The sequence below is a fragment of the Campylobacter gracilis genome, from assembly GCF_001190745.1.
Lineage (GTDB): Bacteria > Campylobacterota > Campylobacteria > Campylobacterales > Campylobacteraceae > Campylobacter_B > Campylobacter_B gracilis.
The window spans coordinates 2,165,993-2,190,634 of the sequence record NZ_CP012196.1 but is presented as its reverse complement, the minus strand read 5'-3'; the positions used below and the strand labels follow the sequence as shown (position 1 = coordinate 2,190,634).

Here is a 24,642-nt window from a genome sequence, read left to right as displayed (position 1 = left end):
AACGGACGAGCAAAAAAGCGCAGCCTTCGCAAAAACCAAATTATTTCAACGGCACTCGCTCAAATTTAGAGCGTAGATTATTCTACCTGCCCGAGCTTTTTGAGATAGGCGAAAATTTTAGCGATCTCGATCATTTTATTTAGGCTTTCGAGCAACTTCGCGCTTTGCGAGCTCGGCGCGGATTTGAAAATTTCGCTATTTTCAACGCCGATTACAAGGCTGTTTTCGCCCAGATAAAGCTCGGTTTTACCAAATAAATTTACGGTGATCGTCTGCATGTTTTCTAAAATTTTTTTGTTTTGCAAAAATGCGGCGGCGGCGGAATTGTTGAGATAAACATCAAACGACGCGCTTAGGTGCGGGCTGTCTTTAAGCAGCTTCAGATCCGATGCGCCGAAGATGAACTCTCCGCGCGGCACGACTAAAATTTTACTATCGAAGGTCTCGCTAAAATCAAATTTTGCAAAAAGCCCGTCGAAAATCGCCGTATCATCCTTTTTTTTAAGATGCAAAATTTTATCCAGCTCAAATACCCGATTTTCTCTGTTTTTATCGAAATCGCGGCTTAGGCAGATGTCACCGATTTTTATGCCAAATTCGGGCGTCTTGCCCACTATAGCGTGCTTGCAAGTGCATAGATTTGCCTCTTTACGGAGCGGATTTTTGTAAATTTCATCGAGTAAAAACGCGCCGAAAGGCTGAAAGGTAAGACGCAGCTCCTTTGCGATCCAAAGCAAAAATTCGTTTTTGAAGGCCTCTTCACTGAGCGCTTCAAATTTACGCGAAATGCGCACAGCTAGGTATTTGTAAGCAGGATAAGCAAGAGCTAGCAGTACCAATAAAAACAGGAACGAGAAATCTCCGAAATCCTTGCGCATAGCAATAAATAGCGCCAGTACTACTGCCGCCACGCCGCCACGCGCCTTCCAAAGCGCCACATTGCACGTTCCATCTAGTTTTTGCTTTTTTAATTCGTAAGAAACAAGGCTCATCGCTATCCCCGTGAGTGAAATTTGACGCTCATTATAGCGAAAAATGGGATTAAATCAAGCCATATGATAAGCGCGTTGCTATTTATAAGGCGGGTTTTTATAATAGCTCAAAAGCATAGAAATCGCCGTCTTTTTCTCTGCATTTTACAATATCGCCCTGTTTGAATTCTAAAATTTCATCCAGTTCGGATTCAAAATTCGTCGTATCGGTAATTTTAAAAATATATTGCGCGATTTGAGCAGCCTTTACCGGGCGCCACACATCAATATCTTCGTTTAAAATTTTTATAAAAATTTCTTTATCGGATGCGCTCGCCATATTAAACCTTTCTGCCCTGTTATCTAAAATTCTTTCTGCCTAGCCACAATTTAAGATATTTTAATACGGGTCTTAAATAATCATTTGTAAAGTTGGCTTTAAAGGTGCTCGCGTCTGATTCTATCAAATACCAGCTATATCCGTCATCCTTTAAAATATTCATTTTGTGATGTTTGGCCTCAGCGTTTGCGTCCGATATCTCTATATCCAATACTTTATTTGCGATATTCATCTGTATCGATAGATTAGAGCTTAGATCATGTATGAAACGGTTAAAATCCTTGATGATATGCGTATTATATACATCATCGATCATCTCGGCTCTTCTCTTCTTAAAAATTTTCTTCTCTATTGGATCGCCGTCGATAAGCCTTCCATAATGATCTTCGTCGGTTGCGGCCTCTTCGTAAGATGCGGTAAAACATCCAAAAAATCCCTTATGCATCCCAAATTTCCAATTTGTAGGCACCGTCTCATCGATTACTTGAAAATATTCGCTATTAAATCGATTGTAATCTATATCGTCTTCAAACGGTAATATCCAATAATAAATCCGTCCCTCTTCATATTGGATACCATGAACAAAATAGGTTCTATTTAATCTCAGATGCTCATGCCTATCTTCTTTTATACATTTTACAATCATTTAAAATCCTTATCTACTTTTTCCATTTAAATTTTAATTTCTTTCTCTTCTTTTTAACAAAATTTTCTAACTGCTTATCGGTAAAATTTAAAATTTCTTTTCGGTTTTGTAAATTTACATAAGTGTGTCTTATATCGCAATTACCGACAAAGGCGGCTTCCCAGTTCTTAATTAGCCAACTCGAGCTTATCGCATATTCCCGTCCTTTATTCGAGTGCATTTTATCGCTATAGCCAATAGGCGCAAACATACCGGAATAAAACCCCTCCAGATAGGGTAGTCTCGGGCATCCTTTCGTATCGGTTGCGACGATAAATTTTATCTTTCGATCATATGGACGAAAAGCCTTGTGACACTCTATAATATCTCCATTTTTTAGATCGTCTTTGAATTCTAAAAATTTATAAGTAAATTTTGCAGGAATTTTATCATTTATCCTTTTGTATTCGGCTAAAAAACTATCGTAATAAGAAAATATGCTTATATTTCTGGGCGACTCGGTATCACATACAAAATCTAAATTCTCCAATATCCACTTTTTAGAAATCAGACCATTATTATTTTTCGCATTAGCTTCGGGCGGCAATACTATAAACTTCCCCGAATTATCGCCGTTTATACGCAGCAGGTTATTCCAGCTACAAAATAAAAACCGCCTTTGACCGATCTGCAGTATATCGCCCTCCGCGAAAATTTTTCTAAAATTATTAATCGAAAATTTCCTTCTACCTCTTACGGGTATTATCTTTTTATAATTTCTTTTCATGGTCTTTCTTTTGTTTTATTATTAAATCGCGGCACGCTTGCTAAATCCCTAGATGCAAAATATATAAATCGTTTTTAATTGCCGAATCGATTAGTTCCAATAGGCTGTCTAATTGCTCGATAACCGAGGATTTATTTAGCGCGCAATTTTTATCAAAAACAATCTGCTCATCCGCGCTCAAGAAAAGCGACCTCCAAGTGCATATTATATCTCTAAATTTAGCTTTATCTTCTATCCAGCTATAGCCATAGTAATTTAGACCTTTTTTCAAATTTTCCTCATCGTTCCATGTGGTTTGTACCCACTCAAGAGAGTGCGAAATATGAAGTATCAGATCATCGCTAATTACTACACTATGCCCTTTAGAGAAAATATTTTCTTTTGTCTTTTTAAGTAAAAATTCATGTTTAGGCATACGGCTCCTTATTGTTTTAAAGTATGACTTGAATAAAACTCGACCTAGCTATTCGCCAAATTTCATCCAAGCGGCGGCATATTCTTGTGTCTCATTTCTAAAATATTTGCTAACTATCTTATATTCGTCTTCTTTCGCAATATTTACAATTGTTTCAACAAAGCCGGTGCAAAACGCCGTGCCGATGTATTCGTCTTCGCTTGCCGCTCCCTTTTCCACAAAATCGAAAATTTCATTTCTTGTCTTTTCGTCCAAATCGTCAAAAATTTTAATTGTAGTTTCTGCAAAAGATGCAAGCAGCCACAATAAGCTAGGTATGTACTCCATATCGAAAGGAAATATCTGTTCTTGATAGGCGCTAAAATACGCCCTATTTTTCTCTATAAAGAAATAGATATATTCCTCATATTTGCCCAAATCGGTCTTTATTAAGCACATTATATTTGCCCAAATCGGTCTTTATTAAGCACATTTGCCAATCCTTATAAATTTTTGCCCTTATAATACTTCTCCCAAAATTTTATCGCATTTTTCATCTCCTTTTCAAAATGTTTGAATGGTATATAAATTTCATCTTGCTCATAGAGTTTTAACTTTTTATATTTCTTGGTATGCGTAATTCTTGTAATATTTTCATAGTGTTTTTGTAAAAAATCTATGATTATTTTTACCTCATCCCTGCTAAATTGTTTCGCTCGTGCTCGCCGCATAGGTGGTGCAAATGCCTGAATAAACATATCCTCTATAATCGCCTCATCGCCGAAGCGCTCGTAAAAATCAATAAAATCCAGGATATAATACCTGAAAGAATAGTCATTGAAAACCTGCAAATCTCCCGATAAAAGTTTGATCGTGCTATGGTCTAAATCACACAGATCTTTACTGCACAAATCTTGCTCGACAAACTTATCCTTCTGTACAGGATTTGTTATAATTTCCGGCTTTTGCAGTTTAAGCCGCACCTTTAGCTCTTTTATTTTAGTATGCAATTCAAATTTATTCATCTAAAAAATACACGTCATTATCTAAATTTATATTGTTACCCGCTAATAGCCTTAGCAAGTCCGTATCGTAGTATAGACCTGGCAAGCTACAGTTGCTGTAAATCACGACTCTTAGCAGCTTTTTTACGCTTTGTAATTTTATACTCCTCGCGACATTTATATCTGCCAAGAATTTTTTAATTAGATCTCCCGCAGAAGGTATATCATAAAATTTTTCCTCTATGCTAAAGCCAAAATTTTTGTATTTTAAAATAGAGCCTTTTATTTTCAAATCTCCTTTGTGCCAGGTTTTTGTTGTGGATATGCCGCTGCTGCTTATTGTCTCGGATAGATCCCTATCGCTTTCGATCGATAGTATTAAAACTACTTCGTTGTCTTTCAAAGCTACTCCTAAAATCTTTTATATCCTATCTACACATACATCGGCATTTAGTTCGGTGCATATTTTTATATTTATCTGAAAATGACTAAAAGCCAAGATATTCTGTATTGGAGGCTAAAATTTTCATTTGGGCACCCGCCCAGGACAAATAGTTGGGCAATATGCAAAATCATCTCCATTTCTAGCGCGATACTTAGTGATATATTCGATTGCCAATTCGAATGCATTGTCATCTTCCTCTTCGGTATACCAGTTGTCATATGTGATTATGGGCTCATTACCGTTTAGGCGATATACGTCTCCTCCTAGGATAATCATACCTTTGCCTCTTGTGATTTTTAGCACCTCCATTACATCATCAAATTTCCAAGCGATATCATAAATTCCGTACTCTTCTCTTAGGCGTATACCGCGCTCTAAAAGATCCTGCGGCACGATATTTACGTAGTCTTCATCTATAAACGCTGCGCCATCTTCTTCAACTGACATAATCTCTCCTTTCATTAAAATTAATTTATTGCAAAGACTTTTCTATATCGTTTATTAGGCGATGAAGCATTGCAAGATAACTAGCGCTCGGATCATTTTGGTTTAAAATTCTAAAATATCACTATATTTCATCGTCTTTATATCGCGCTCGTCAAAAGATGGAAGTATATATTTTTCGTTCATCTTAATGATTTTTGCGATATAGCTCTCGCTTATGCCGTTTTTTGGTTTTTTTGTGCGATATATGCGCCAAAGGGCTTTTAGACGATATCATTGCTCTTTCTGTAAAACTGACCTAATAGGTTTTAACTAACCTAATAAACAACTGAATTATTCTAAAACAATTATAACATAAAAAGAAACAAAAATAATTAAAATTACTAAAAGCCCTAGATATCGGTATTTAAAGGAAGTAAAAGAGATTTAAAAGAAGTGATTAAAACTTAAGAATAGCTTAAATGGTGGAGTTAAGCGGGATCGAACCGCCGACCTCTTGAATGCCATTCAAGCGCTCTCCCAGCTGAGCTATAACCCCAAAAGATTTTGTAATTTTACATTATTTTACTTACAAAATTTTTAAATTCCGGCGCTACGCCAAAATTTTCTCTGCAAGGGCCGCTATAAAATGAAATTTTAAGCTTGCATTGGGTAATATTTCATTTCTTTGCGCGGGAATAGCTCAGTGGTAGAGCGCAACCTTGCCATGGTTGATGTCGCGAGTTCGACTCTCGTTTCCCGCTCCATTTTACATTCTGTTTTGTATTAAACGTGCCCGGATGGCGGAATCGGTAGACGCAAGGGACTTAAAATCCCTCGGAATTTTTTCCGTGCCGGTTCAAGTCCGGCTCCGGGCACCACCTAATAAGCCGGCGCGGCGACATAGCCAAGTGGTAAGGCATGAGCCTGCAAAGCTTTGATCCCCGGTTCGAATCCGGGTGTCGCCTCCAGATCCTAAAAAGGAGTTATTATGAGATACATACTAGCGGCTCTTTTGGCATTGATGGCTTTTAGCGGGTGCTCTAATACTTGGCACGGCGTAAAAGAGGACTCGCGCAACGCGGCTCAATGGACCAAAGAAAAGGTTCATAACGGTGCCGAGTGGGTCGGAGAAAAAACCGAATAAATTGCACGTGCAGGTCTTGATCTGCGCGAACTACGGCGGGATTTACCCGCCCTTAATCGGGAGATGGCTGAGCGGTCGAAAGCGGCGGTCTTGAAAACCGTTGAGGTGAAAGCCTCCTGGGGTTCGAATCCCTATCTCCCGGCCATTTTAATCTAATCCAAAACTCCATTTTAACTTCAAAAATTTCACATTTTATTTATACTAATTTTCATTTAATGCTCTTTAGGCTAAAATTTTATCCTGTAGCAAACGGCAGTTTAGGGCGGCGCGTTTATAGGCGGAGCACCAAAACGTCATACGGCGAAGAAGCCAAGATTGCGCGTCAGTGGCTTGTTTGATCATTCCGTATTAAAATAGCGAGCAGCAAGAAAAAAGCGATGTCAAATTTAAATATTTGTCCGTCTGGACATAAAAGCGACTGTGAAAGATAATTGCGAAATTTAGTTATAAAATTTCAAAGCTTAGCAGCTCGCCGCGTTTAGCGCAAAATTTTAAAATTTACCGATTTGCGCTTTTTAAATTTAGCCCTGGTGCAAGTAAATTTTAAAATTTGCGCCCGCGCCGCTATGCTGTCGCGCCGCCGCCTCAGCGCAGAGCAAGATCGATGCATTTGCCGATTTGGGCGATGCGCCAAACGAGAGAAGTTGCTCGGTATGGAGCTAGAGCCGGTAAACTAGCGAAGCAGACCGGGTTTGGCACAGCAAACAGGCGGGTTAAAAGTTGGCAAATTTAAGAAATATCGCAGGCTGACGGGTCAAACGAGCAAATCTAAAAAATAGCACAGAATGGCGCAGGCGGGCAGCTTGATAAGCCAAAAGAGAAAAGTCTGCCGAAATATCTGCGAGACGGAATTTGACTAGAAATAAATGAAAGGCTTAAATGCGAAAAATTTTACTATTTTTACTGCTTTGTGCGGGAGCTTTTGCGCTTGAGTGGGACGGAGCCGTCCTGCGGGGGGCGTTGCCAAACGGGCTTAAATACTATATTTTAGAAAATTCCGTGCCTAAAAATTCCGCCGTTTTCTATCTGGTCGTGGATGCGGGCTCGATCGACGAGAGCCCTAATGAGCGCGGGCTTGTGCACTTCATCGAGCATATGTCCTTTAACGGAAGTCGCGATTTTAGCAAAAACGAGCTCATCAAAAAATTGCAGAGCCTGGGCGTGAAATTCGGCGCCGACGTAAATGCGCAGACGGGCTACGACAGCACGATTTACACGCTTAGCATCGCCGTTAGCGAAGAAAATTTAAAGGACGTTTTTAAAATTTTTGCTTCGATTGCGGACGGAGTGGAGTTCAATCCGCTCGAGCTCGTAAAAGAAAGAGGCGTCATAATCGAGGAGGCGCGCAGCCGTGATACGCCGATCGCAAGGCTTTACGAGCGGATGGATGAGGAGCTTTACGGCGGCAGCGCGTATTTTAATCGTGCGCCGATCGGCGATATGGCGGTCGTAAAATCCGTAAGTGCGCAGCGAATCAAGGAGCTTTATCAAAAAATTTACCAGCCCAGGTCTATGAAATTTATAGCCGTGGGCGATTTCAAAAGGGATAAAATTTTAAAATTGCTAAAGCAAAATTTTTCGCCTCTTAAAAATACAAACTCCTACGCTCGCCAGGATATGGGCATTCCGTCTAGGCAGGGTTTGAAAATTTACAATTACGATACGAACGAAACATCGCTAAATTCCGTCAAAATTTCGTTTTGGGAGGAATTTGCGCCGCCGAGTAGCGAGGCGAATGCGAGAAAAATTTTAAAAAGCGAGCTTATCTCAAGCCTCATCTCTACGATTTATGAGCGGGCAAAAGCTAGCGAAGGCGCGCTGCTGCGAGTTAATTTTTCCAGGTCGAATTTGCAGTTTCAAAAAACGATCTATAGCTTTGACGTCGCCGTTTTGGGCGGAGACTTTGACGGCGCGATCTCGCAGGCGCTCGGGCTAATCAAAGGCTTGCGAGATAGCGGCTTTGATGCGCGCGATTTCGCCCTTGCGAAGGATGCTTTGATCAGCTCGCGGCACAGCGCCTTTAAGCGCAGAAAAAGCGCGAATTCCGCGTTTTTTGCAAGAGAGATTCTTCATGCCGTAAAATCAGGAGCCGTTCTGCCTAGCGCCGTAAAACAGCGTGATTTGGAGGTAAAATTGCTGCGCGAGATCAGCCTAGAGGAGCTAAATTTAGAATTTAGGCGCCTTACGGATCTAAGCGAGGTGCACGCAAGCGTTTTTAGCGGCTCAGGATATAATCTGGATGAGGCTAAATTTAAAAAGCTGCAAAGCGGCGCTAAGGCGGTAAATACGCATGCCGCGCATAAAAAACTGCCGGATAGCCTGGTTTCTAAAAACCTACCCGAGGGCAAAATTTTAAGCAAGAGCCTTGATTCGCAATTTAAATTTTATACCTACCTGCTTGAAAATAACGCGACTGTGATCTTAAAGCCGCTTAAGACGCGCAAGGATTTCATCTCGTTTGCCGCGGTAAGCAGAGGCGGAATGTCCAATCTAGCGCATCCCGGGCTTGGTAGTTTTGCCGCGATGCTTTCAAACGAAAGCGGCGCAGGCGAGTTTAACAATTATGAAATTTCGCAAATTTTAAGCGGGCGGCAGGTGAATTACCGCAAAAACATCTCCGCGTTCTCGCATGGATTTTATGGAAGCTGCGGCTCGCGGGATCTAAAATGGCTGCTAGAAGCGATAAACTTAGAGCTTAGCTCTCCGCGCGTGGACGAGAAGGCGCTGCAAAATTTAAAGATCAAATCGCTCGATGAGCTTGCGCGAAACGAGAAATTGCCCGGATATAAATTTAGCAGGGAATTTAGCGAGTTTTTTTACGGCGGCAATGCGCGAATGCGCCCGCTAAGCGCCGCGCAGATCAAAGCTCTTAACGCAGAGGAGTTGAAAAAGATCATCTATGATAAATTTAGCAACGCCGCATCCTACACTTTCGTGCTTAGCGGCGATTTTGAGTTAAAAGACGCCGAAGCCCTCATAAAAAAATATCTGGCGAGCCTGCCCGTTCGCGGCGAACGCGAGGATTTTAAAGACGACGGAATTCGCAGCTTAAGCGGACGGCACGTTTTTATGCGCAACTATCAAAACTCCCCTAGAAGCGACGTCGCGCTTACCGCAATAAACAGATCCGCCCCGCACTCGCTTGAAAATACGATAAAAATTTCAGCTCTAGCTTCGGTGCTTCAGGAAGCCCTTAGAGAGCGCATTAGAGAGGACGAGGGGCGTACTTACGGCTTTTCGGTCGCTTCGAGCCTAAGCCGCATCCCGTACGAGCACTCAAGCCTTCATATTTCGTTTTCCTGCGCGCCGCAAAATACGGATCAAATTTTATCCGCAATTAGAGAAATTTTTGCAGAAATCGCAGGCGGCGGATCGGACGTAGCGCGGCATCTTGAAAATTTTAAAAAATCTCAGATCATCACGGCGCGTACCGCTCGCGAAAGCCCCGAGTTTTGGAACGACGCGCTCGTAAAATACGCGCTTTGGAATGAGGAGATCGCCGATTTTAAGACCTTTGAAAAGATCATAAATTCCATCTCGCCGAAGGATATCGCGGAGGCGGCGCAGACATATATTTTTGACACCGATGAGACGGTGAGGATAAACGCGCCGAAATTTTAACGGGCTCGGCGTCTTTAAATTTTACTCGGAGAAATTTACTAAGTGCGTTTAAATTTAACGGCGCTTGCGCGGTAAATTTTGGCGCCGCAAATTTACGTACTTTAAAAATATACCCAAGAATAAAACTCAATTAAGCCCATCTGTACCGTGCATAGATTTTAGATAAATTTTATTTTGAAATAGATTTATCTCGCCGATATATCGCTATTTTGTTACATTTTTTCTGTTGATTGCATAAGTCGTATAATTGTTATCACTTTAATTGAAATTTAAAATATTATTGGCTAAATTTCCTAAGTCTTAATTTTTATTTTCAAAAAAGGAGAAAAGATGATTGTCGGTTTTTGGGCCTGTAAGCCATGTAAAAGCGGCGCAGGCCGCAATTATTCCGCTTCCGTAAAAGGCGAGAAATCCACTCAAAATCGCTGCGGGGGGGGGCTTGCACGCTCCTTAATAGTCGCGGCGTGTCTTTGCGGCCTAAGTGCCGCGCAGGATTCGTCTGAAAATAATGCAACCAGGAGCGCTTCTACCAAAGAAAATCCAGGCGCGCAGAGCTCGGCTGCGACGACAAATAGTTATAAATTCCCCGAAATAGTCGTCGTCGGCAACATCGACTCGAGCCTGACGAGCGTCGGCGATAGCTATGGCGGTACGCAAAAAATAAGCAGGACGATGATCGAGTCGATGCCTAGCGGTAACGGCGATTTCGTGCAGCTTCTGCGTACCAACCCAAACGTGCAATTCAGCTCCACAAACCGCCAGAGCACGACGCTAGGCGAGATCAGCCCCGCAAACATAAGCATTAACGGCGCGAAGTATTGGCAAAATAACTTTATGCTTGACGGCGCGAATATGAATAACGATCTCGATCCCGCTAGAAATCCGGGCGGCAATCCTACGCGCTTTTCGGCGTTTGATACGATGAATTCCGTCTCGCAAGGTATGGCGATCGATAGCGATTTCTTACGAAGCGTCGAGGTGCACGATAGCGGCGTCTCCGCCAAATACGGCGGATTTACCGGCGGCGTGGTGGAGGCTAAGACGCGAGATCCGCGCGCGGGCTTTCACGGTAAGTTTTCGATGCAGCACACCGAGGATAGCTGGACCAGATACCATATCTACGGCGATGAACAGAGCTTTGAAAACTCCGCCACTCCGCTAAATCAGCCGAGATTCGATAAGTGGATCACTAGGTTAAATTTAGAGGGCACCGTTACCGAGGATCTGGGCTTGATGTTCGGCTACACCAACACTAGAAGTAAAATTCCGCTCAAGGCCTACGACAGAAGATACAACGCAGATACGACCATCACCGAGCGAGTTCAGAGGCGAAATATAGACAACTACTTTCTAAAGGCGCTTTGGTATGCAAACGACCGCCTAACTATCACGCCTAGCGTAACCTACGCGCCCGAGCGAAACAAGATGTTTAACGACCACGTCAAAGACTCTTACGCCGATATGAAATCGGGCGGTTTAAATTTAGCGCTTAAAGCCGACTACGATGGCGATTTTGCTAGATTTAATCAAATTTTATCCTACAGCAAGCTGGAAAGTTCGCGCGATGCAGAGAATGAATATTACAGGGCTTGGCAATACTCAAACGTAAAGAATTGGGGCAGTAAAATTTTATCTGCCGCAGCGATAGAGGGCGGCTTTGGGGATCTCGATCAGACTCAAAAGAGCCTTTCATACAACGCGGATCTGGAGTTTAACGAATTTGATCTCGGCGGCAGCAAGCATAGATTTATCACAGGCTTTGAGTTTAAAAAGCAAGAGGCTAAATTTAACGTAAAAAAAGAGTTTATGACCGCTGGCGGAATAGCACCGCTACCTGCGGGTGTAAATGCTTGCGATCCGAATGACGAGCTCTGCTCGATAGACGATTCTTTTGCGAGGCGTGGTAGAAGCGGCCAGTTTTTTACGCGAAAAAGCTATTACAAGGGCAATACTAAGGTAGATATGAAAAGCTTGGCGGTTTATCTGGAGGATGAGATAAAAATCGGCGATCTTACCTTACGACCGGGCGTAAGATTAAATAGGGACGATTATATGAAGCAAACGACTGCGGCACCGAGATTTAACAGCTACTACGATATTTTTGGCGACGGCGATTCGATCATTAGCTTCGGCGCAAACCGCTACTACGGACGCAATCTCTTTACCTACAAATTAAGAGAAGGTCGAGAGGGTCTTGCCACTACCTACACGCGCCCGCGCAATGCTTATACTCAAAACTGGACGCAACTGCCAAAAGACCCATCTCTAACTAAATTTAACGAGCTAAAGGTGCCTTATGAGGATGAGCTTGTATTCGGGGCGAAGCAAAAGCTCGGGAATTTTGAGTTTTTCGGCAAATACGTAAGCCGCAAGGGCAGGGATCAGATCATCAAATCTACGCGAAGAGATCTAGGTCTAGCGCCGAATCCGAACTACCAAAACAACTATCAAACCTTTACTAATGACGGCAGAAGTGAAAATAAAATTTTAACCTTCGGCATTAAAACGATCGATGATTACGAGGCCTTCGGTACGCTAAATGGCTTTGAGCTAGGCTTTGAACACATCAAGATGAAAACGAACAACACCCTTTATGACATATCGCTTGATAGAGAAACGCTCGAAGATGAAAAGATCATCGAATACGACGGCAGGCTGATGAGGCTATCGGAGCTTCCGGCGCAGGACTATGCTAGGCCTTGGACTGCAAGCCTAAATATCATCACTAAAATTCCAAGCTACGGCATCAGCGTAAATAACTTCCTCTCGTTTAAAGGCTCGCAAGAAGCGATCGCTCGCACGGGCAGGACGCCTGCGGGCAAGTATCCTGCCAGATACGATAAATACGAAAAGGTAAATCTCGGCAAAAGCTACAGCTGGGATGCGCGCATCGGATACGCTAAAAAGATGGCGGGCGAGGTGGAATTTTTTACGAATTTAGACATCTACAACGTCCTAAATAAGCGCAACAAAGCAAGACTTAGCAGCGACACCTCGCTCGATCTAGTCTATGAAGCAGGCAGGCAGTTTTGGCTGGAGGCGGGCATTCGGTGGTAGCGTGAGCTAAATTTGCGGAGCTTTTAAAATTTCAGGGCTCCGCGAAATTCCGCGCCTCCGCAAAATTTCGTGAAATTTTCTGAAATTTACGGCATTTTGCGAAATTTCAAATTTCACGCCGTGCTCCTTAGAATTTCGTACCGCGCGCTGTAAAATTTTAGCGTGCGTATCGTATTATTTAATGTGCACGCCGTAAAATTTTAACGCATGCGAAATTACAAAATTTACGCCCAAACCTAAGAAGTCGAAACAACTTTTTAAATTTTAACGCCGATATCGCTTAATAAGCCCTTTCATTGAAATATCACAAACTGCTTTTGAAATTTTGACGGGCTGATCCGCCGCTCTTTAAGCATGTAGCGGCAAACCCTTTCAAAGTCCGCTCTGCTCATCATAAAGCTGATAAATCCGCCCTTGCCGTCATAGATGATCAAAGTATCGATCGCGCGGAAGCTAAATTTCCCCTCCGTGATCTTTGAAAAAATCAGTTTGGAGATGAAAAAAGGCAAAACCAATGCCGTCAGGCTCATAATAAAAATTATAAATCCCCTAAGGCTCTGTAAAAATCCGGCAAACGCAACGCCTATCACGATGAACGAAAGCACAATACCTGCGGAATTTCTAGCGGGCACGATATGTCCGAATAGCGGCGTAGCGGTGAGCTTTATGAGCGATATCTCATCAAATTTTATAGATTTCGTGATTTTGCCTTTATTGACGTAGTTGATGCTCCTGTTCGTCAAATGAACAAAGCGCGTATGGGCGCTGTTGAGATAGGACACGACGGCGAATGCTACGGAAACAAACGGCGTATAGTATGGGAAAATATCCCCTATGTATAGAAATACCGGTACCGCCAAGGGAGCGAAGAATAGATTATAAATAAAGAATACCGCGATGTTGTAGTCTTTGACGACAAGGGGTTTATTGCCAAATTGCGGCGGATTTCGGCGCTCGGCGTTTTGCCTAGACTGCGACTGCTGCAGCTTTTGCGACTTTTGCGGCTCATCGTTAAAATTTTTCATTAAATTTTTTACTCTGTTTTAAAATTTATCGCTAGCGGCTCGGGTATTTTGCGGCACTAAATTTGCCGACCTCGCCGCACGCCTTAGCGACGCGATCCCAAGTAGATCGCGTTTGCGTCCTTTCAAAATTTTATTTTGTTCAAATTTATCAACGCCGCGTATCGGTACCGCGTGCGCTTACCGCGCCGCCGCATAAAATGTCGCGATCTCACGGCTCGAAATCAAAGCAATAAAACTCATCCGCCTCGCTCCAAAGCTCTTTTAGCGAGCGTCCGTCTATCTGTGGCGCGCCGTAGAGTTCTCGCAGCGTGGCAAAATACTACTCGCCGCTTGCGTTTGCGCCCGCTTCATCCGCGCATCTTTGAAACGAGCAACGATCCGCATAGGCGATGATCAAGTATTGCGCGCCGCGCAGGCGAAAGCTGGGCTATGGCTCGCCGCCCTCGGCCACGCATTTTAGCAGCATTTGCTCTATGGTTTCAAATCAATATTTCGGCATTTCGCCCCGATCTTAAATTTTTATCTCTGCCGCCGCATATCGCGAGCCGTTTTATTCCGCCAAAAACCCGAAGCGCTCGATCATATCCAAAAGCATATCGGCTCTGCAAATTTCATCGTCTAGCAGGTCGTCGTATTGGTCTCGCAGTCGCTCGGCGTCTTGCGCCACGGGCCCTAGATACTCCCTGGCCTGCGCGGGCTCGCCCTTCATCACATAGTATTCGCCTAAGATCACGCGAGCTTGCGTCTTGCTAACCTCGTCGCCTTCGCCCTCAAGTGCTGCTTTTAGACTCTGCACGCCGCCCTCCTCAAGCCCTCGCGAGAGCTGCGTTACCTTCTGCAAAGCTTCGCATCCATTTTCTCTCCTTTGCAAAATTTTATTTAAAATAATAGAACAAATTTCCGCCGCACTCAAGATCCACGGACTCCTTGCTGTCAAAAAACAGCTTAAATTCCATGTGGCTCAGATATTTGGCGTCCTGCGCTTTCTCTATAAAATTTCTTATTAGCCGCTCTATCTTTCCGCCCCCTTCGCGGCGTGCCGCATCTTGCCTCGTGAAATAAAAAACTACGGGCGCGTCGGACACCGCTGCGATATACCAAATTTTAAGCGGCGCTAAAAGCTCGTTTCGGTTTCGCAGCAGCTCCTCTACCGCGCCTTGGATCAGATCGGTGCGGATCTGCGACTCGAAGGACTCGACCGAGATATAAAAATTCTTAAGTCCGTTTAGTTTCTCGAAAAGCGGCGTGCGGACAAGGTAGTGCTCGATGCACTTTTTATCGGTGATTTTTGCGGCATCTTTATCGAAGCGAAGCACGATCTTAAGCCGCGCCGAGTCCCTGCCCGCGCCGTAAAACGCGCTGATAGGACGGACCTTAAATTTAGAGTTTATAAACTCCAGTAAACCGCTGATATTTTCGCTGTTTTCGGCTCTATTTTCTATGATCTCTTTGCAGCGCCTGCTCTGATACGGGCTTAGATCGCAAAACATCGCGTGCCTTTAAATTTAAAGCTAAATTTACTCTGCACCATAAGCCTGCAGCATATCGAAGGTCGGAGCGAAAAAGAGCGCGCCCGTCTTTGCGACGCTGAAATCTAGCAGGCGGTCGTAGTTGCCTCGCGGACGGCCGATAAACATGCTCTCAAGCATCAGCTCCAGCGTGCTAAAGGTGCTTGCGTAGGCGATGAAGTAGGTTCCCGTCTCGCCGCCTTGCATAAACGGCATATTGTCGCGCACGACCTTTTTATCGTCGCCGACGTTGGCTGCGGCGGAGTGCGAGTTGCTAGGTTTTATCTCTTCGCTCATCTCGATGTCGTTTTGTTTGGATCTGCCGATGACGCGCTCCTGCTCGGCGACGCCCGCGGCGTTCCATGCGCTCATATCGTGGATATATTTCTGCACGAAAAGGTAGCTGCCGCCCTTGTACGCGGCATCCTCGTCGCCTACCTTAGCAAAAAAGTCACGGTCTGCGCCCTGGGGATTTTCGGTGCCGTCCACAAAGCCTATGATGGCGCGCCCGTCGTAGTATTTAAAGCCGCAGATCTCCTCCTCGCAAGTCGCGACATCCTTTAGCGCGGCTCTAATCTCGCTTGCCATATCGTAGCAAACGGCTTGATTTGCCGCTCTGATGTGGATATGAATATCGCCGCCGGTAGCGGGCGCAGCATGCTTATCGCCTCTAATCTCTTCGAAATTTTTTAGCTCCTTCGGCAAAGGCTTCGGCAAGCCCAGCATTTTCCAAGCCTCAAAGCCCACGCCCAGCACGCAGCTTGTTTCGCTAGCCGCGCCGAATCTCGTAACGGCAGTTTTGTTTAAATTTATCACCAGAGCGCAAAGACCCTCGAAAGCCTTTTTGCAGGCGGTCTTGTCTGCACCAAAACGCCAGATCATAAACACGGTGTTATTGCCGGGCGCGTCGGTTACGTTTTGGGATTTGACATGCGCACAGGCGCAACTTTTTTCTTCGCTCATTTTTCTCTCCTTCAAAATAAAATTTAAAAGGAATTTTAGCGCAATATCGGTAAATAACGCGCGTTTGGGCGGAATTTGCGCAGGATTTAGGTACGAAATTTTGTGGATAGAATTTTACAAGCGTAGCCCCCAGATCTAAATTTGAAATGAGTAGAATGCCGCAGAGTGGAATTTTAAGAAATTTTAAGGCGCAACGCGCGAAATTTTATTTCAGCGACGGAACGATGATTTAAAAGCGTGGAATTTTATTTGCGCGGACGAGAGCCGCTTGCTGCCAACGAGCGCTGCCGTCTCGAAGCTTTTTTTGCGATTGAGGCGCTTGAGTCTAAGAGTATGAATTGAAGTAGTGGCAGATGGGAAGGGATTCGAACCCTCGAAAGCTTGCACTTTACACGCGTTCCAGGCGTGCTCCTTCAACCGCTCGGACACCCATCTAAATTAAAAGTCGCGATTATAGCGAAAATCTAAAATTTTGCCAAATTCCGTTTCGGCGCGCAACCGCTCGCCTTAAAATTTAAAACTCTGCGCTTGAAATTCTATCGTAGCGCTTGTAATTTCGCCGTGCTGCTTGAAATTCTATCGAGCCGCTAAGCCCGGTTGCTTTGCACTTCCTAGACGAGCGGCGATTTTACCTTGCTGCGGCCATTTTAAAATTTAGATTATCTTTGAAATTTGGATTTGCCGCCCGCCGCAGGGCTAAATTTAAAAAGCGCAAGCAGATTTTTTAAACGATCCGCTTGCGCCGTAAAAACTGGGCGGCGCTTTAAATTTAGGATATTCTGAAATTTCGCGCCGCTCGTAAATTTAGAAAGCTAATTAAAAATTCTATCCTTCGGGAAGGCGGACATATCGGGCTGCACGTCCTTCTCCGCGCCGATAAGCGCCTTTATTTCGCTATCTTCTATGCTAAAGCCGCCGCCGAGCGCCTTGTAGGCGTTTACCGTCGCGCTTAGCACGTCAAGATCAGCCTGCACTTTATTCAGCTGCGCGCTAAGCAGGTTACGCTGCGAATCCAAAAACTCCAGATGGTCGCTGTAGCCCGCCTGATACCTGCTTGAGGCGTTTGAATAAATTTTACTCTGCGAAGCGACGAGATCGGCGAGGCTTGCTTGTCTCAATTTGGCATTTTGTACGCCTACAAGCGCGTCGCGAACGTCGCCGAAAGCGGTTTTAAGCGCCTTGTCGTATGCGATGAAGCTCGCGTTTTGCTCTAAATTTGCAAGCTCTACGCGCCTTTTTTGGCGGCCGAAATCAAGCAGCGGCCCTACGAGCGAGCCACCGATACTCCACGTGCTCGCGTTTGCAGTAAATAGCCTGTCAAACTCGCCGCTTGCGTATCCTGCCGAGCCGGTAAGCGAGAAGGTAGGGAAGTAGCCCGCCTTGGCGACGCCCACTAAGAAGTTGCTCGAGCGTAGATTTTCGAGCGAGCTTGCGACGTCCGGGCGGTGCAGGATCACGTCGCTTGGGATTCCGCTTGGGATCTGCGGCGCGCTAGGCATTTTCGCGGCGGTCTGCGCCGTGCCGCGTAAAATTTCATCGTAGCTCTTGCCCGTTAGGATATTTAGCGAAGTTTGAGCTGCGGAGAGCTGATTTTGCACGCTTATCAGACTTGCCTCGGCGCTTTGCACCGCAGCTTTGGCCTGATAAAATACGATCTCGCTAACCGCGCCCGCATCGAGCTGCTTTTTGCGGTAGTTTTGCGTATCTTGATAGCTTTTTAGGCTGTCTTTTAAAATTTTCTCCTGCTGTTTTAGTGCTAGCAGCGTAAAATATGTCGTCGCAACCGTGCTAGTAATCGTATTTTTAGCAGTTTCGTAGTCGTATTTCGTAGCGTTAAATTTCGCCTGTGCCGAATCTACGCTGTTGCGCACGCGCCCCCAAAAATCGATCTCGTAGCTTAGCACGGCGCCGATCTGATACGAGCCGTGAGAGTTGCGATCGGGGCGGTTGCCGAAATTATTTTGGCGCACCGCGCTGCCGCTTAAATTTACGTTCGGCAGATATTCAAGCTTGTTCAGCCCTAAATTTACGCGCGCGTACTCGACGTTATTCAGCGCGGTTTGCAGGTCAGAATTTTGCTCCAGCGCGCTTTGGATCAGGGCGTTTAGCTGCGGATCGTTAAAGCTTTTCCACCACTGCGTGCTAACGTTCGTGCTCGCGTAATCCGCCTTAAAGCCGGTCTGCTTTTGCGGCGTAACGGGCTTGAAGTTGCAACCGCAGAGTAAAATTCCAAGCGTCAAGGCGCTTAAAAGAGCATTATTTATTTTCATCGTTCACCTCGTTAGTTTGGGCTTTTTTGCCGCGTCTATCGAGCCAGGCGTTGAAGCTTTCGAGCAGGTAGAAAAATAGCGGCACGAAAAAGATCGCGATCGTAGATGCCGCGAGCATTCCGCCTACGACGCCGGTTCCTAGCGCGTGGCGGCTAGCAGCGCCAGCGCCGGTGGCGATAACCATCGGAAGCACGCCGAGGCCGAACGCAAGGCTCGTCATAACGATAGGGCGGAACCTCATCTTGGCGGCCTCGACGGCAGCTTCCGCGATCGGGCGGTGGTTGTTTAGGTGCTCGTTCATCGCAAATTCCACGATCAAAATCGCATTTTTCGCCGCCAGACCTATTAGAAGCAAAAGTCCGATCTGAAAATATATGTCGTTATTCAGCCCGCGGAAATATGTAAATACGAGCGCGCCGAATACCGAAAACGGCACGGCGGTAAGCACGGCAAGCGGCATGAGCCACCTTTCGTATTGAGCCGCCAGGATCAGAAACACGAAGATCATTCCGAATACGAATGCCTGCGCGCCCTTACCCGTCTCGCTGACCTCTTGATACGCGGAGCCCGCCCAACCGATCGAATATCCGCTAGGAAGCTCCTCTTTTATGACTTCTTGGATCGCTGCAATCGCCTGACCCGAGGTGTAGCCCGTGTTTGGCTCACCCATAATCTGCGCGGCAGGGAAGGCATTAAATCTATTAACGGAATCAGGACCCAGCGAGCGCTCAAGCCTTACTAAAGAATTTAACGCGATCAGATCGCCGCTGCCGCTGCGGACGTAGAGCGATTTTAGATCATTAGGATCGTCTCTGTAGTTTTGCGTAGCGCGGATATAGACCTTAAACGTGCGCCCCAAGAGGTTAAAGTCGTTGATGTAATACTGCCCGATGGTGGAATTTAGCACGGTGAAAATGTCGGCTATCTTAACGCCTAGCATCTTTATCTTCTCTTTATCGAGATAGAGCTTATACTGCGGGAAATCGGTATCCAGCGTCGTTCGCACGAGCTTTAAAGCGGGGTGCTGATTGGCTTTGGCAGTTACACGATCCATATCGGCGCGAATTTCATCGTAGCTCTTGCCCGTCGTGCTTTGCGCGTAGAGCTCAAATCCGCCCGTAAGCGAAAGACCCATAATAGGCGGCGGCGTGACGACGTAGGTCATCGAGTTGCGATCGGCGCCGTAGAGCTGCCCGTTTAGCGCGGCGGCTAAGGCAAAGTTGGAATTTTCATCGCCCGGGCGATCTTTCCAGTCTTTTAGCTTCATAAAAAAAGCTCCCGCGTTTTCTCTGAGCGCTCCGGCTAGCATATCGTATCCCGTGATTTGGGTTATATCTTTTACGTTTGGATACTTTTTAGCGATGCTTGCGATGAAATCCTGATCGGCTTCCGTCCTAGGTAGAGTAGATGCCGATGGAAGCGTAGTCATCGCCATAATCGAGCCTTTGTCCTCATTAGGTACCAGGCCGCTAGGAGTGAGCACAAGAAGCTTCACCATCGCATAGATGATGATGCCCACAAAAACGAGGCTGATTAGCACATGGCGCAAAACCATGCCGACGCCTGCGGCGTAAATTTTAGTTGAGATGCTAAAAAGATTATTAAACCATCTTATAAAGAAAAACGGCTCGGATTCCTTTTTTTGCAATATCAGGGCGCAAAGTGCGGGCGTTAGCGTAAGGGCTACGAAGCCTGAAAAACATACCGAGGCTACGAGCGTTAAAGCAAATTGCCTCTGCATAACCCCCGTAAAGCCCTCCATAAACGCAACCGGCACGAAAACCGCTGAGAGCACGAGCACGATCGAGATGACGGGCGCTACGATCTCGCCCATCGCCTTTGTAGTGGCTTCTTTGACGCTAAGATCCGGCTCTTCGTGTAAAATTCTCTCTACGTTTTCGATCACGATAATGGCGTCGTCCACGACGATGCCGATAGCTAAAATAAGCGCAAAAAGAGTGATTAAATTTATTGAAAATCCGAAGGCGTAAATTCCGATAAACGCGCCGCAGATCGACACAGGCGCAGCAAGCGTCGGAATGATCGTCGCTCTAAGATTGCCTAAGAACATATACATAACGATGATGACGAGGATTAACGCTTCAATGAAAGTATGAATGACCTCTTCGATCGAGACTTTTACGAAGCTAGTCGTATCGTAGGCGACGTCGTAGGTCAGCTCGCCTGGGAAATTTGGTTTAAGCTCGTCTATGCGCTTATTTACCGCTTCAACTACGGCTAGAGCGTTGGCACCGCTTTGCATAAAGATAAGCACAGGCACCATCTCTTTACCGTTAAATTTCGCCGAGATATTGTAGCTTGCGCCGCCAAGTTTGACCTCGGCGACATCTTTTACGCGCAAGAAATTCCCATCTTTTTGCGCGCGTATGATGATATTTTCAAACTCTTCGACGGTTTTTAAACGACCCTCAGGCTTGATCGCATATACGTAGGGATTGCCTAAGTTCATCGGCTGCTCGCCCATCTTACCCGCGGCGTATTGGCTATTTTGTTCGCTTATTGCGGCGATTATCTCGGCGGTCGTAACGTTAAATTTCTTAAGCAGCTCAGGCTTAACCCAGATCCTCATCGCATAATCTTTCGTGCCCAGCGCCTGAGCCTCTCCGACGCCCGACACGCGCTTTAGCTCATCTACGACGTTGATAGCTACGTAGTTTTGCATCTCTACGACATCCATCTGTTCGCTAGGATCGTAAAACGCAAGCACTTCGAGCATCGTACTGCTGCGCTCGGTGACGGTTACGCCGTACCTACGCACTTCGTCGGGAAGTAGCGTAAGAGCTGGCGTGACGCGGTTGTTTACATTGACTTTCGCATCTGCTGGATTTGTGCCGATTTGAAAATATACGTTGATACGAACATCACCGGAGGAGCTTGCCGAACTTTCCATATAGATCATATTTTCAACGCCGTTGATCGCGTTTTCAAGAGGGGCTGCGACGACATCGGCGATCGTTTGCGCGTCCGCGCCGCTATATGTAGCGCTAACGACGATTTGCGGCGGCGTGAGTTGCGGATACTCCTCGACGGAGGAATTTTTAAGAGCCAAAACGCCCGCGATTACGATGATGATCGAAACGACGCAGGCAAAAACGGGGCGGTTGATGAAAAATTTAGAAAACATTATTTCCCGCTTTCTGCATTGCTCTGAGACGGTTGCTCGTTCGGCTGCCCCGCTACGTAGGGATCGGTGCTTGCGGGTACGGGAGTGACCTTGGAGCCCACGTTGATCTTTTTAAAATTATCCAAAATGATCTGATCGCCGTCTTGCAGTCCGCTTGAGATCGTCGCCGTACGGGTATCTTGCGCCGAAATTTTGACCACCTTTTTAGCGACCTTTCCGTCTTGCACGACGTAGACTATGGTGTTGCTAAGATCTTGCTTGAGCGCAACTTGCGGAATTTTAAAGCCGTTTTTCTGATAAAAGCCATCGACGCTTACTTTAGTAAAAACGCCCGGGCGAATTTCCAAGCTTGGATTTGGAATTTGAGCTTTGGCGCTGACTGACGCTGTGTTTGTATTGATGACACTATCGATGAAACTTAGCGTGCCATTGTAGTCCTTGCCGCCGAGATTTATGCTTACCTGACGACCCAGCTGCTTCCACTGCCCGTTTCTTAAATTTGCATCAAGCTCCAGCCTATCGACGTCCGCGATGCCGAATTCCACGTCGATCGGATCAAATTTAGAAAGCCTAACCAGATCCTCGCCCACGTTTACGTATGCGCCTACGTCTTTTTGCGTATCGCCAGCCATGCCGTCAAAAGGCGCGGTTACGAGCGAGTGATCAAGATCGATCTTAGCGCTTTTAAAATTTGCTTCGGCTACCATAAATGCCGCTTTTGCGGTATCGAAATCCTTTTGAGAGATCGTGTTGCTAGCTTTTAGCGCTTTGGCTCTTTTGTAGTCCGCCGAGGCGTTTTGCAGATTAGCGTTTGCGCTGTCAAACGCCGCTTGGTAGCGCGAGCGGTCGATCTCGTAGAGCACGTCGCCCTTTTTGACGCTGTGACCCGGCTCGAAAAGCTGCTTTTCGATGGTGCCCGAAACCTGCGGCTTTAGCATTATCTCAAGCTCGCTTACGGTCTGTCCGTTAAATTTTAAAATTATCGGCACGTCGGCGGATTTGGCGATAAATACACCAACCGGTAGCGCGGGGGTCTCGCCGCCTTGCTTCGCGCCGCTTTCCTCCTTTTTTTCGAAATAGGAGCAGCCCGAAACTAAAAACGCTGCGAAAATCAAACTAGCGACTTTTTTCATGTAAATTCCTCTATTTGGGTTAAAATTTTGTATTTGTAATAGTTATTACGAATAAATTATAAATTATAATAAAAACTATATAAATAAAACTTAAATTTAGCCCGTAAAATAATATATCTGGGGAATTATAGCGGAATTTCGATATAATCGCGCTAAAATTTTAAAGGCTTTTTATGAGAAAAATTCTTACTATCGCGGGATCTGATAGCGGCGGCGGCGCGGGCATTCAAGCCGATATCAAGACGATTAGCGCGCACAAGATGTTTGCTATGAGCGCTATTACGGCGCTTACGGCGCAAAATTCGCGTGGCGTATTCGGCGTGCTGGACGTTTCGCCAGATTTTGTGGGGGCACAGCTCGATGCGATTTTTAGCGACATCTTTCCGGACGCCGTTAAAATCGGAATGATCTCCAATGAGGGGGTTGCCGAGGCTATCGCAAAGAGCCTGAGCAAGCACGGCGCGAAAAACGTCGTCTTAGATCCCGTGATGGTCGCTACTAGCGGCGGAGTTTTGATGAAACAAAGCGCGCTGCATGCGCTAAAATACGAGCTCGCCCCCGCCGCGGAGATCATCACTCCTAACGTGCGCGAAGCGGAGGTCTTGGCGGAGATGAAAATTTCAAGCTTAGCCGATATGCGCGCCGCTGCGGTTAAAATTTCGCAATTTTTTAGCGGCGCGATTTTAATTAAAGGAGGCGATCTTGCGGGTGCGAGCGGGGCTTGCGGCGCGGAGGATGCGGATACGGCGCAAAATTTTAAAGCTTTTGGGCGCGAGATGGGCGAAAACGGGGCCCTCAAAAATTCTGCGGGTTTGACGGAGCGCGCGAATTTCGCGAGTGAAAATTTTACTAGCGAATGCAAAAATTTAACTGCGAACGAGAAGCCCTCTTTTGAACAAAATTTATCCGCAGCCTCCCTAGGCGCTGGTTTTGAACCGAGCAGAGAGGGCGCGGATTTGACAAATTTCGCGGTCGATATTTTGTATGAAAACGGCAAATTTTACGAATTTTCCGCGCCGAAAATTTCTACGCGTAACACCCACGGTACGGGCTGCACGCTCTCAAGTGCGATCGCGTGTGCGCTGGCGGCGGGACTTAGCCTGCCCAGAGCCGTCGCCCATGCCAAGGGCTTCGTACGCAGGGCGCTGGGCTGGGGTGAGCAGATCGGGCACGGATGCGGCGCGATAGATCATTATTTCACGGTCCAAGATCCCTTCGGCGCGGACTTTGGCGGATCTTGCGCGAATGAAATCAAAATCATCGCCCCGGATTAAAATTTCAAGCGCTCGTTGAAGCCCCTCATTCGTTAAAATTCCAAGGCTCCGCTGCTAATTAAATTTAACCTAGCGGCACAAGATTATATACAAACGGTTCGTTGCGGCTTGTTATAAACGATGAGATTACGTGGCTAAAAAGCGTGCGCTACGGGGATATGCGCACTTAAAATTTTAGTTGATTTTTAGGCATCATAATCCGCGTAGAATTCTAAAGAATTTTTGAATTTTATTGTAGGGTTCGCGTTACAAGTTAGGGCTTTTCTTATTTGCCTTATGCTACAGCTCTGCTTCGTGGCATTGTTAAATTTGCGTTATTTCTCATAAGGCTTTATACGCGAAAAAAGAGAGTTAGAAATACATGCACTCACTGCTCACGTTGCTCAAGGTAGACGCATCATTGTATACCGACCATTGCGTTGTACTTGCCGCGGCATTGTGTCCCCGTTGCGAACTTGCGATCTATGCCCGCCGCCTCATATTTACAGGGCTTGCTAAAATTCCAAATTT

The 24,642-nt window shown here is 45.8% G+C and carries 20 protein-coding genes and 6 tRNA genes; 8 read left to right on the top strand and 18 right to left on the bottom strand.

Annotated elements, in window-relative coordinates:
• Nucleotides 1-77: 77 nt before the first annotated feature.
• The 10 genes from CGRAC_RS10860 to CGRAC_RS10815 form a co-directional block, all read right to left on the bottom strand.
• Entirely contained in the window at nt 78-992 is a 915-nt protein-coding gene (locus CGRAC_RS10860) for a DUF3137 domain-containing protein (protein ID WP_005872749.1), read from the bottom strand.
• Nucleotides 993-1,089: 97 nt separating this feature from the next.
• The gene (locus CGRAC_RS10855) at nt 1,090-1,311 is read right to left on the bottom strand and encodes a hypothetical protein (protein WP_005872747.1); all 222 of its coding nucleotides are present in this window, start codon (nt 1,309-1,311) and stop codon (nt 1,090-1,092) included.
• Nucleotides 1,312-1,330: 19 nt separating this feature from the next.
• Nucleotides 1,331-1,957, bottom strand: a complete 627-nt coding sequence (locus CGRAC_RS10850) for a hypothetical protein (RefSeq protein WP_005872745.1) — start codon at nt 1,955-1,957, stop codon at nt 1,331-1,333.
• 13 nt (nt 1,958-1,970) lie between these two features.
• Nucleotides 1,971-2,723, bottom strand: coding sequence for a hypothetical protein (locus tag CGRAC_RS10845; RefSeq protein ID WP_005872743.1), 753 nt, complete (start codon nt 2,721-2,723; stop codon nt 1,971-1,973).
• Nucleotides 2,724-2,763: 40 nt separating this feature from the next.
• Entirely contained in the window at nt 2,764-3,138 is a 375-nt protein-coding gene (locus tag CGRAC_RS10840; protein WP_005872742.1) for a hypothetical protein, read from the bottom strand.
• 48 nt (nt 3,139-3,186) lie between these two features.
• The gene (locus CGRAC_RS10835) at nt 3,187-3,576 is read right to left on the bottom strand and encodes a DUF7674 family protein (protein WP_005872740.1); all 390 of its coding nucleotides are present in this window, start codon (nt 3,574-3,576) and stop codon (nt 3,187-3,189) included.
• A 44-nt stretch (nt 3,577-3,620) separates the two neighbouring features.
• Nucleotides 3,621-4,142, bottom strand: a complete 522-nt coding sequence (locus tag CGRAC_RS10830; RefSeq protein WP_005872738.1) for a hypothetical protein — start codon at nt 4,140-4,142, stop codon at nt 3,621-3,623.
• A complete protein-coding gene (locus CGRAC_RS10825; protein ID WP_005872736.1) occupies nt 4,135-4,524 on the bottom strand; it encodes a hypothetical protein in 390 nt (129 codons plus the stop codon). The genes CGRAC_RS10830 and CGRAC_RS10825 overlap by 8 nt, the downstream gene beginning before the upstream one ends.
• Nucleotides 4,525-4,647: 123 nt before the next feature.
• The gene (imm40, locus tag CGRAC_RS10820) at nt 4,648-5,013 is read right to left on the bottom strand and encodes an Imm40 family immunity protein (RefSeq protein ID WP_005872734.1); all 366 of its coding nucleotides are present in this window, start codon (nt 5,011-5,013) and stop codon (nt 4,648-4,650) included.
• A gap of 459 nt (nt 5,014-5,472) precedes the next feature.
• Nucleotides 5,473-5,548 (bottom strand) — tRNA-Ala (locus tag CGRAC_RS10815).
• A gap of 133 nt (nt 5,549-5,681) precedes the next feature.
• Between CGRAC_RS10815 and CGRAC_RS10810 the strand changes: the two genes are divergently transcribed.
• From CGRAC_RS10810 to CGRAC_RS10785, 7 genes are all read left to right on the top strand, one after another.
• Nucleotides 5,682-5,756 (top strand) — tRNA-Gly (locus CGRAC_RS10810).
• A 27-nt stretch (nt 5,757-5,783) separates the two neighbouring features.
• A tRNA-Leu gene (locus CGRAC_RS10805) sits at nt 5,784-5,870 on the top strand.
• A 16-nt stretch (nt 5,871-5,886) separates the two neighbouring features.
• A tRNA-Cys gene (locus CGRAC_RS10800) sits at nt 5,887-5,960 on the top strand.
• 20 nt (nt 5,961-5,980) lie between these two features.
• On the top strand, nt 5,981-6,136 hold the full coding sequence (locus CGRAC_RS12260; RefSeq protein ID WP_005872732.1) for a hypothetical protein: 156 nt from the start codon (nt 5,981-5,983) through the stop codon (nt 6,134-6,136).
• 57 nt (nt 6,137-6,193) lie between these two features.
• A tRNA-Ser gene (locus CGRAC_RS10795) sits at nt 6,194-6,281 on the top strand.
• 734 nt (nt 6,282-7,015) lie between these two features.
• The gene (locus CGRAC_RS10790) at nt 7,016-9,757 is read left to right on the top strand and encodes a M16 family metallopeptidase (protein WP_005872725.1); all 2,742 of its coding nucleotides are present in this window, start codon (nt 7,016-7,018) and stop codon (nt 9,755-9,757) included.
• 330 nt (nt 9,758-10,087) lie between these two features.
• The gene (locus tag CGRAC_RS10785; RefSeq protein ID WP_005872722.1) at nt 10,088-12,814 is read left to right on the top strand and encodes a TonB-dependent receptor plug domain-containing protein; all 2,727 of its coding nucleotides are present in this window, start codon (nt 10,088-10,090) and stop codon (nt 12,812-12,814) included.
• A gap of 293 nt (nt 12,815-13,107) precedes the next feature.
• Here the strand turns inward: CGRAC_RS10785 and CGRAC_RS10780 are convergent, their stop codons facing one another.
• The 8 genes from CGRAC_RS10780 to CGRAC_RS10745 all read right to left on the bottom strand — a co-directional run bounded on the left by CGRAC_RS10780 (nt 13,108) and on the right by CGRAC_RS10745 (nt 22,858).
• A complete protein-coding gene (locus CGRAC_RS10780) occupies nt 13,108-13,839 on the bottom strand; it encodes a hypothetical protein (protein WP_005872719.1) in 732 nt (243 codons plus the stop codon).
• Nucleotides 13,840-14,389: 550 nt separating this feature from the next.
• Nucleotides 14,390-14,752, bottom strand: a complete 363-nt coding sequence (locus tag CGRAC_RS10775) for a hypothetical protein (RefSeq protein ID WP_005872713.1) — start codon at nt 14,750-14,752, stop codon at nt 14,390-14,392.
• Nucleotides 14,715-15,329 carry a hypothetical protein gene (locus CGRAC_RS10770; RefSeq protein ID WP_005872711.1) on the bottom strand — a complete coding sequence of 205 codons (615 nt, stop codon included), beginning with the start codon at nt 15,327-15,329 and terminating at the stop codon, nt 14,715-14,717. The genes CGRAC_RS10775 and CGRAC_RS10770 overlap by 38 nt, the downstream gene beginning before the upstream one ends.
• A 27-nt stretch (nt 15,330-15,356) precedes the next feature.
• The gene (locus CGRAC_RS10765; RefSeq protein WP_005872709.1) at nt 15,357-16,310 is read right to left on the bottom strand and encodes a Dyp-type peroxidase; all 954 of its coding nucleotides are present in this window, start codon (nt 16,308-16,310) and stop codon (nt 15,357-15,359) included.
• 347 nt (nt 16,311-16,657) lie between these two features.
• A tRNA-Ser gene (locus CGRAC_RS10760) sits at nt 16,658-16,745 on the bottom strand.
• Nucleotides 16,746-17,122: 377 nt separating this feature from the next.
• Nucleotides 17,123-18,580 (bottom strand): efflux transporter outer membrane subunit, encoded by a 1,458-nt coding sequence (locus CGRAC_RS10755; protein WP_005872702.1) that lies wholly within the window; start codon nt 18,578-18,580, stop codon nt 17,123-17,125.
• Nucleotides 18,567-21,725: an efflux RND transporter permease subunit gene (locus tag CGRAC_RS10750; protein WP_005872701.1), complete on the bottom strand. Its 3,159-nt coding sequence runs from the start codon at nt 21,723-21,725 to the stop codon at nt 18,567-18,569. The genes CGRAC_RS10755 and CGRAC_RS10750 overlap by 14 nt, the downstream gene beginning before the upstream one ends.
• Nucleotides 21,725-22,858, bottom strand: a complete 1,134-nt coding sequence (locus CGRAC_RS10745; protein WP_005872700.1) for an efflux RND transporter periplasmic adaptor subunit — start codon at nt 22,856-22,858, stop codon at nt 21,725-21,727. The genes CGRAC_RS10750 and CGRAC_RS10745 overlap by 1 nt, the downstream gene beginning before the upstream one ends.
• Nucleotides 22,859-23,031: 173 nt before the next feature.
• Here CGRAC_RS10745 and thiD point away from each other — a divergent pair, with 173 nt between their 5' ends.
• Nucleotides 23,032-24,132 carry a bifunctional hydroxymethylpyrimidine kinase/phosphomethylpyrimidine kinase gene (thiD, locus tag CGRAC_RS12335; RefSeq protein ID WP_005872699.1) on the top strand — a complete coding sequence of 367 codons (1,101 nt, stop codon included), beginning with the start codon at nt 23,032-23,034 and terminating at the stop codon, nt 24,130-24,132.
• Nucleotides 24,133-24,642: the final 510 nt, after the last annotated feature.

Bases quoted from the DNA above. Each gene is read 5' to 3' on its own strand.
- CGRAC_RS10860 (WP_005872749.1), bottom strand. From the start codon at position 992: ATGAGCCTTGTTTCTTACGAATTAAAAAAGCAAAAACTAGATGGAACG.
- CGRAC_RS10855 (WP_005872747.1), bottom strand. From the start codon at position 1,311: ATGGCGAGCGCATCCGATAAAGAAATTTTTATAAAAATTTTAAACGAA.
- CGRAC_RS10850 (WP_005872745.1), bottom strand. From the start codon at position 1,957: ATGATTGTAAAATGTATAAAAGAAGATAGGCATGAGCATCTGAGATTA.
- CGRAC_RS10845 (WP_005872743.1), bottom strand. From the start codon at position 2,723: ATGAAAAGAAATTATAAAAAGATAATACCCGTAAGAGGTAGAAGGAAA.
- CGRAC_RS10840 (WP_005872742.1), bottom strand. From the start codon at position 3,138: ATGCCTAAACATGAATTTTTACTTAAAAAGACAAAAGAAAATATTTTC.
- CGRAC_RS10835 (WP_005872740.1), bottom strand. From the start codon at position 3,576: ATGTGCTTAATAAAGACCGATTTGGGCAAATATGAGGAATATATCTAT.
- CGRAC_RS10830 (WP_005872738.1), bottom strand. From the start codon at position 4,142: ATGAATAAATTTGAATTGCATACTAAAATAAAAGAGCTAAAGGTGCGG.
- imm40 (WP_005872734.1), bottom strand. From the start codon at position 5,013: ATGTCAGTTGAAGAAGATGGCGCAGCGTTTATAGATGAAGACTACGTA.
- CGRAC_RS12260 (WP_005872732.1), top strand. From the start codon at position 5,981: ATGAGATACATACTAGCGGCTCTTTTGGCATTGATGGCTTTTAGCGGG.
- CGRAC_RS10790 (WP_005872725.1), top strand. From the start codon at position 7,016: ATGCGAAAAATTTTACTATTTTTACTGCTTTGTGCGGGAGCTTTTGCG.
- CGRAC_RS10785 (WP_005872722.1), top strand. From the start codon at position 10,088: ATGATTGTCGGTTTTTGGGCCTGTAAGCCATGTAAAAGCGGCGCAGGC.
- CGRAC_RS10780 (WP_005872719.1), bottom strand. From the start codon at position 13,839: ATGAAAAATTTTAACGATGAGCCGCAAAAGTCGCAAAAGCTGCAGCAG.
- CGRAC_RS10770 (WP_005872711.1), bottom strand. From the start codon at position 15,329: ATGTTTTGCGATCTAAGCCCGTATCAGAGCAGGCGCTGCAAAGAGATC.
- CGRAC_RS10765 (WP_005872709.1), bottom strand. From the start codon at position 16,310: ATGAGCGAAGAAAAAAGTTGCGCCTGTGCGCATGTCAAATCCCAAAAC.
- CGRAC_RS10755 (WP_005872702.1), bottom strand. From the start codon at position 18,580: ATGAAAATAAATAATGCTCTTTTAAGCGCCTTGACGCTTGGAATTTTA.
- CGRAC_RS10750 (WP_005872701.1), bottom strand. From the start codon at position 21,725: ATGTTTTCTAAATTTTTCATCAACCGCCCCGTTTTTGCCTGCGTCGTT.
- CGRAC_RS10745 (WP_005872700.1), bottom strand. From the start codon at position 22,858: ATGAAAAAAGTCGCTAGTTTGATTTTCGCAGCGTTTTTAGTTTCGGGC.
- thiD (WP_005872699.1), top strand. From the start codon at position 23,032: ATGAGAAAAATTCTTACTATCGCGGGATCTGATAGCGGCGGCGGCGCG.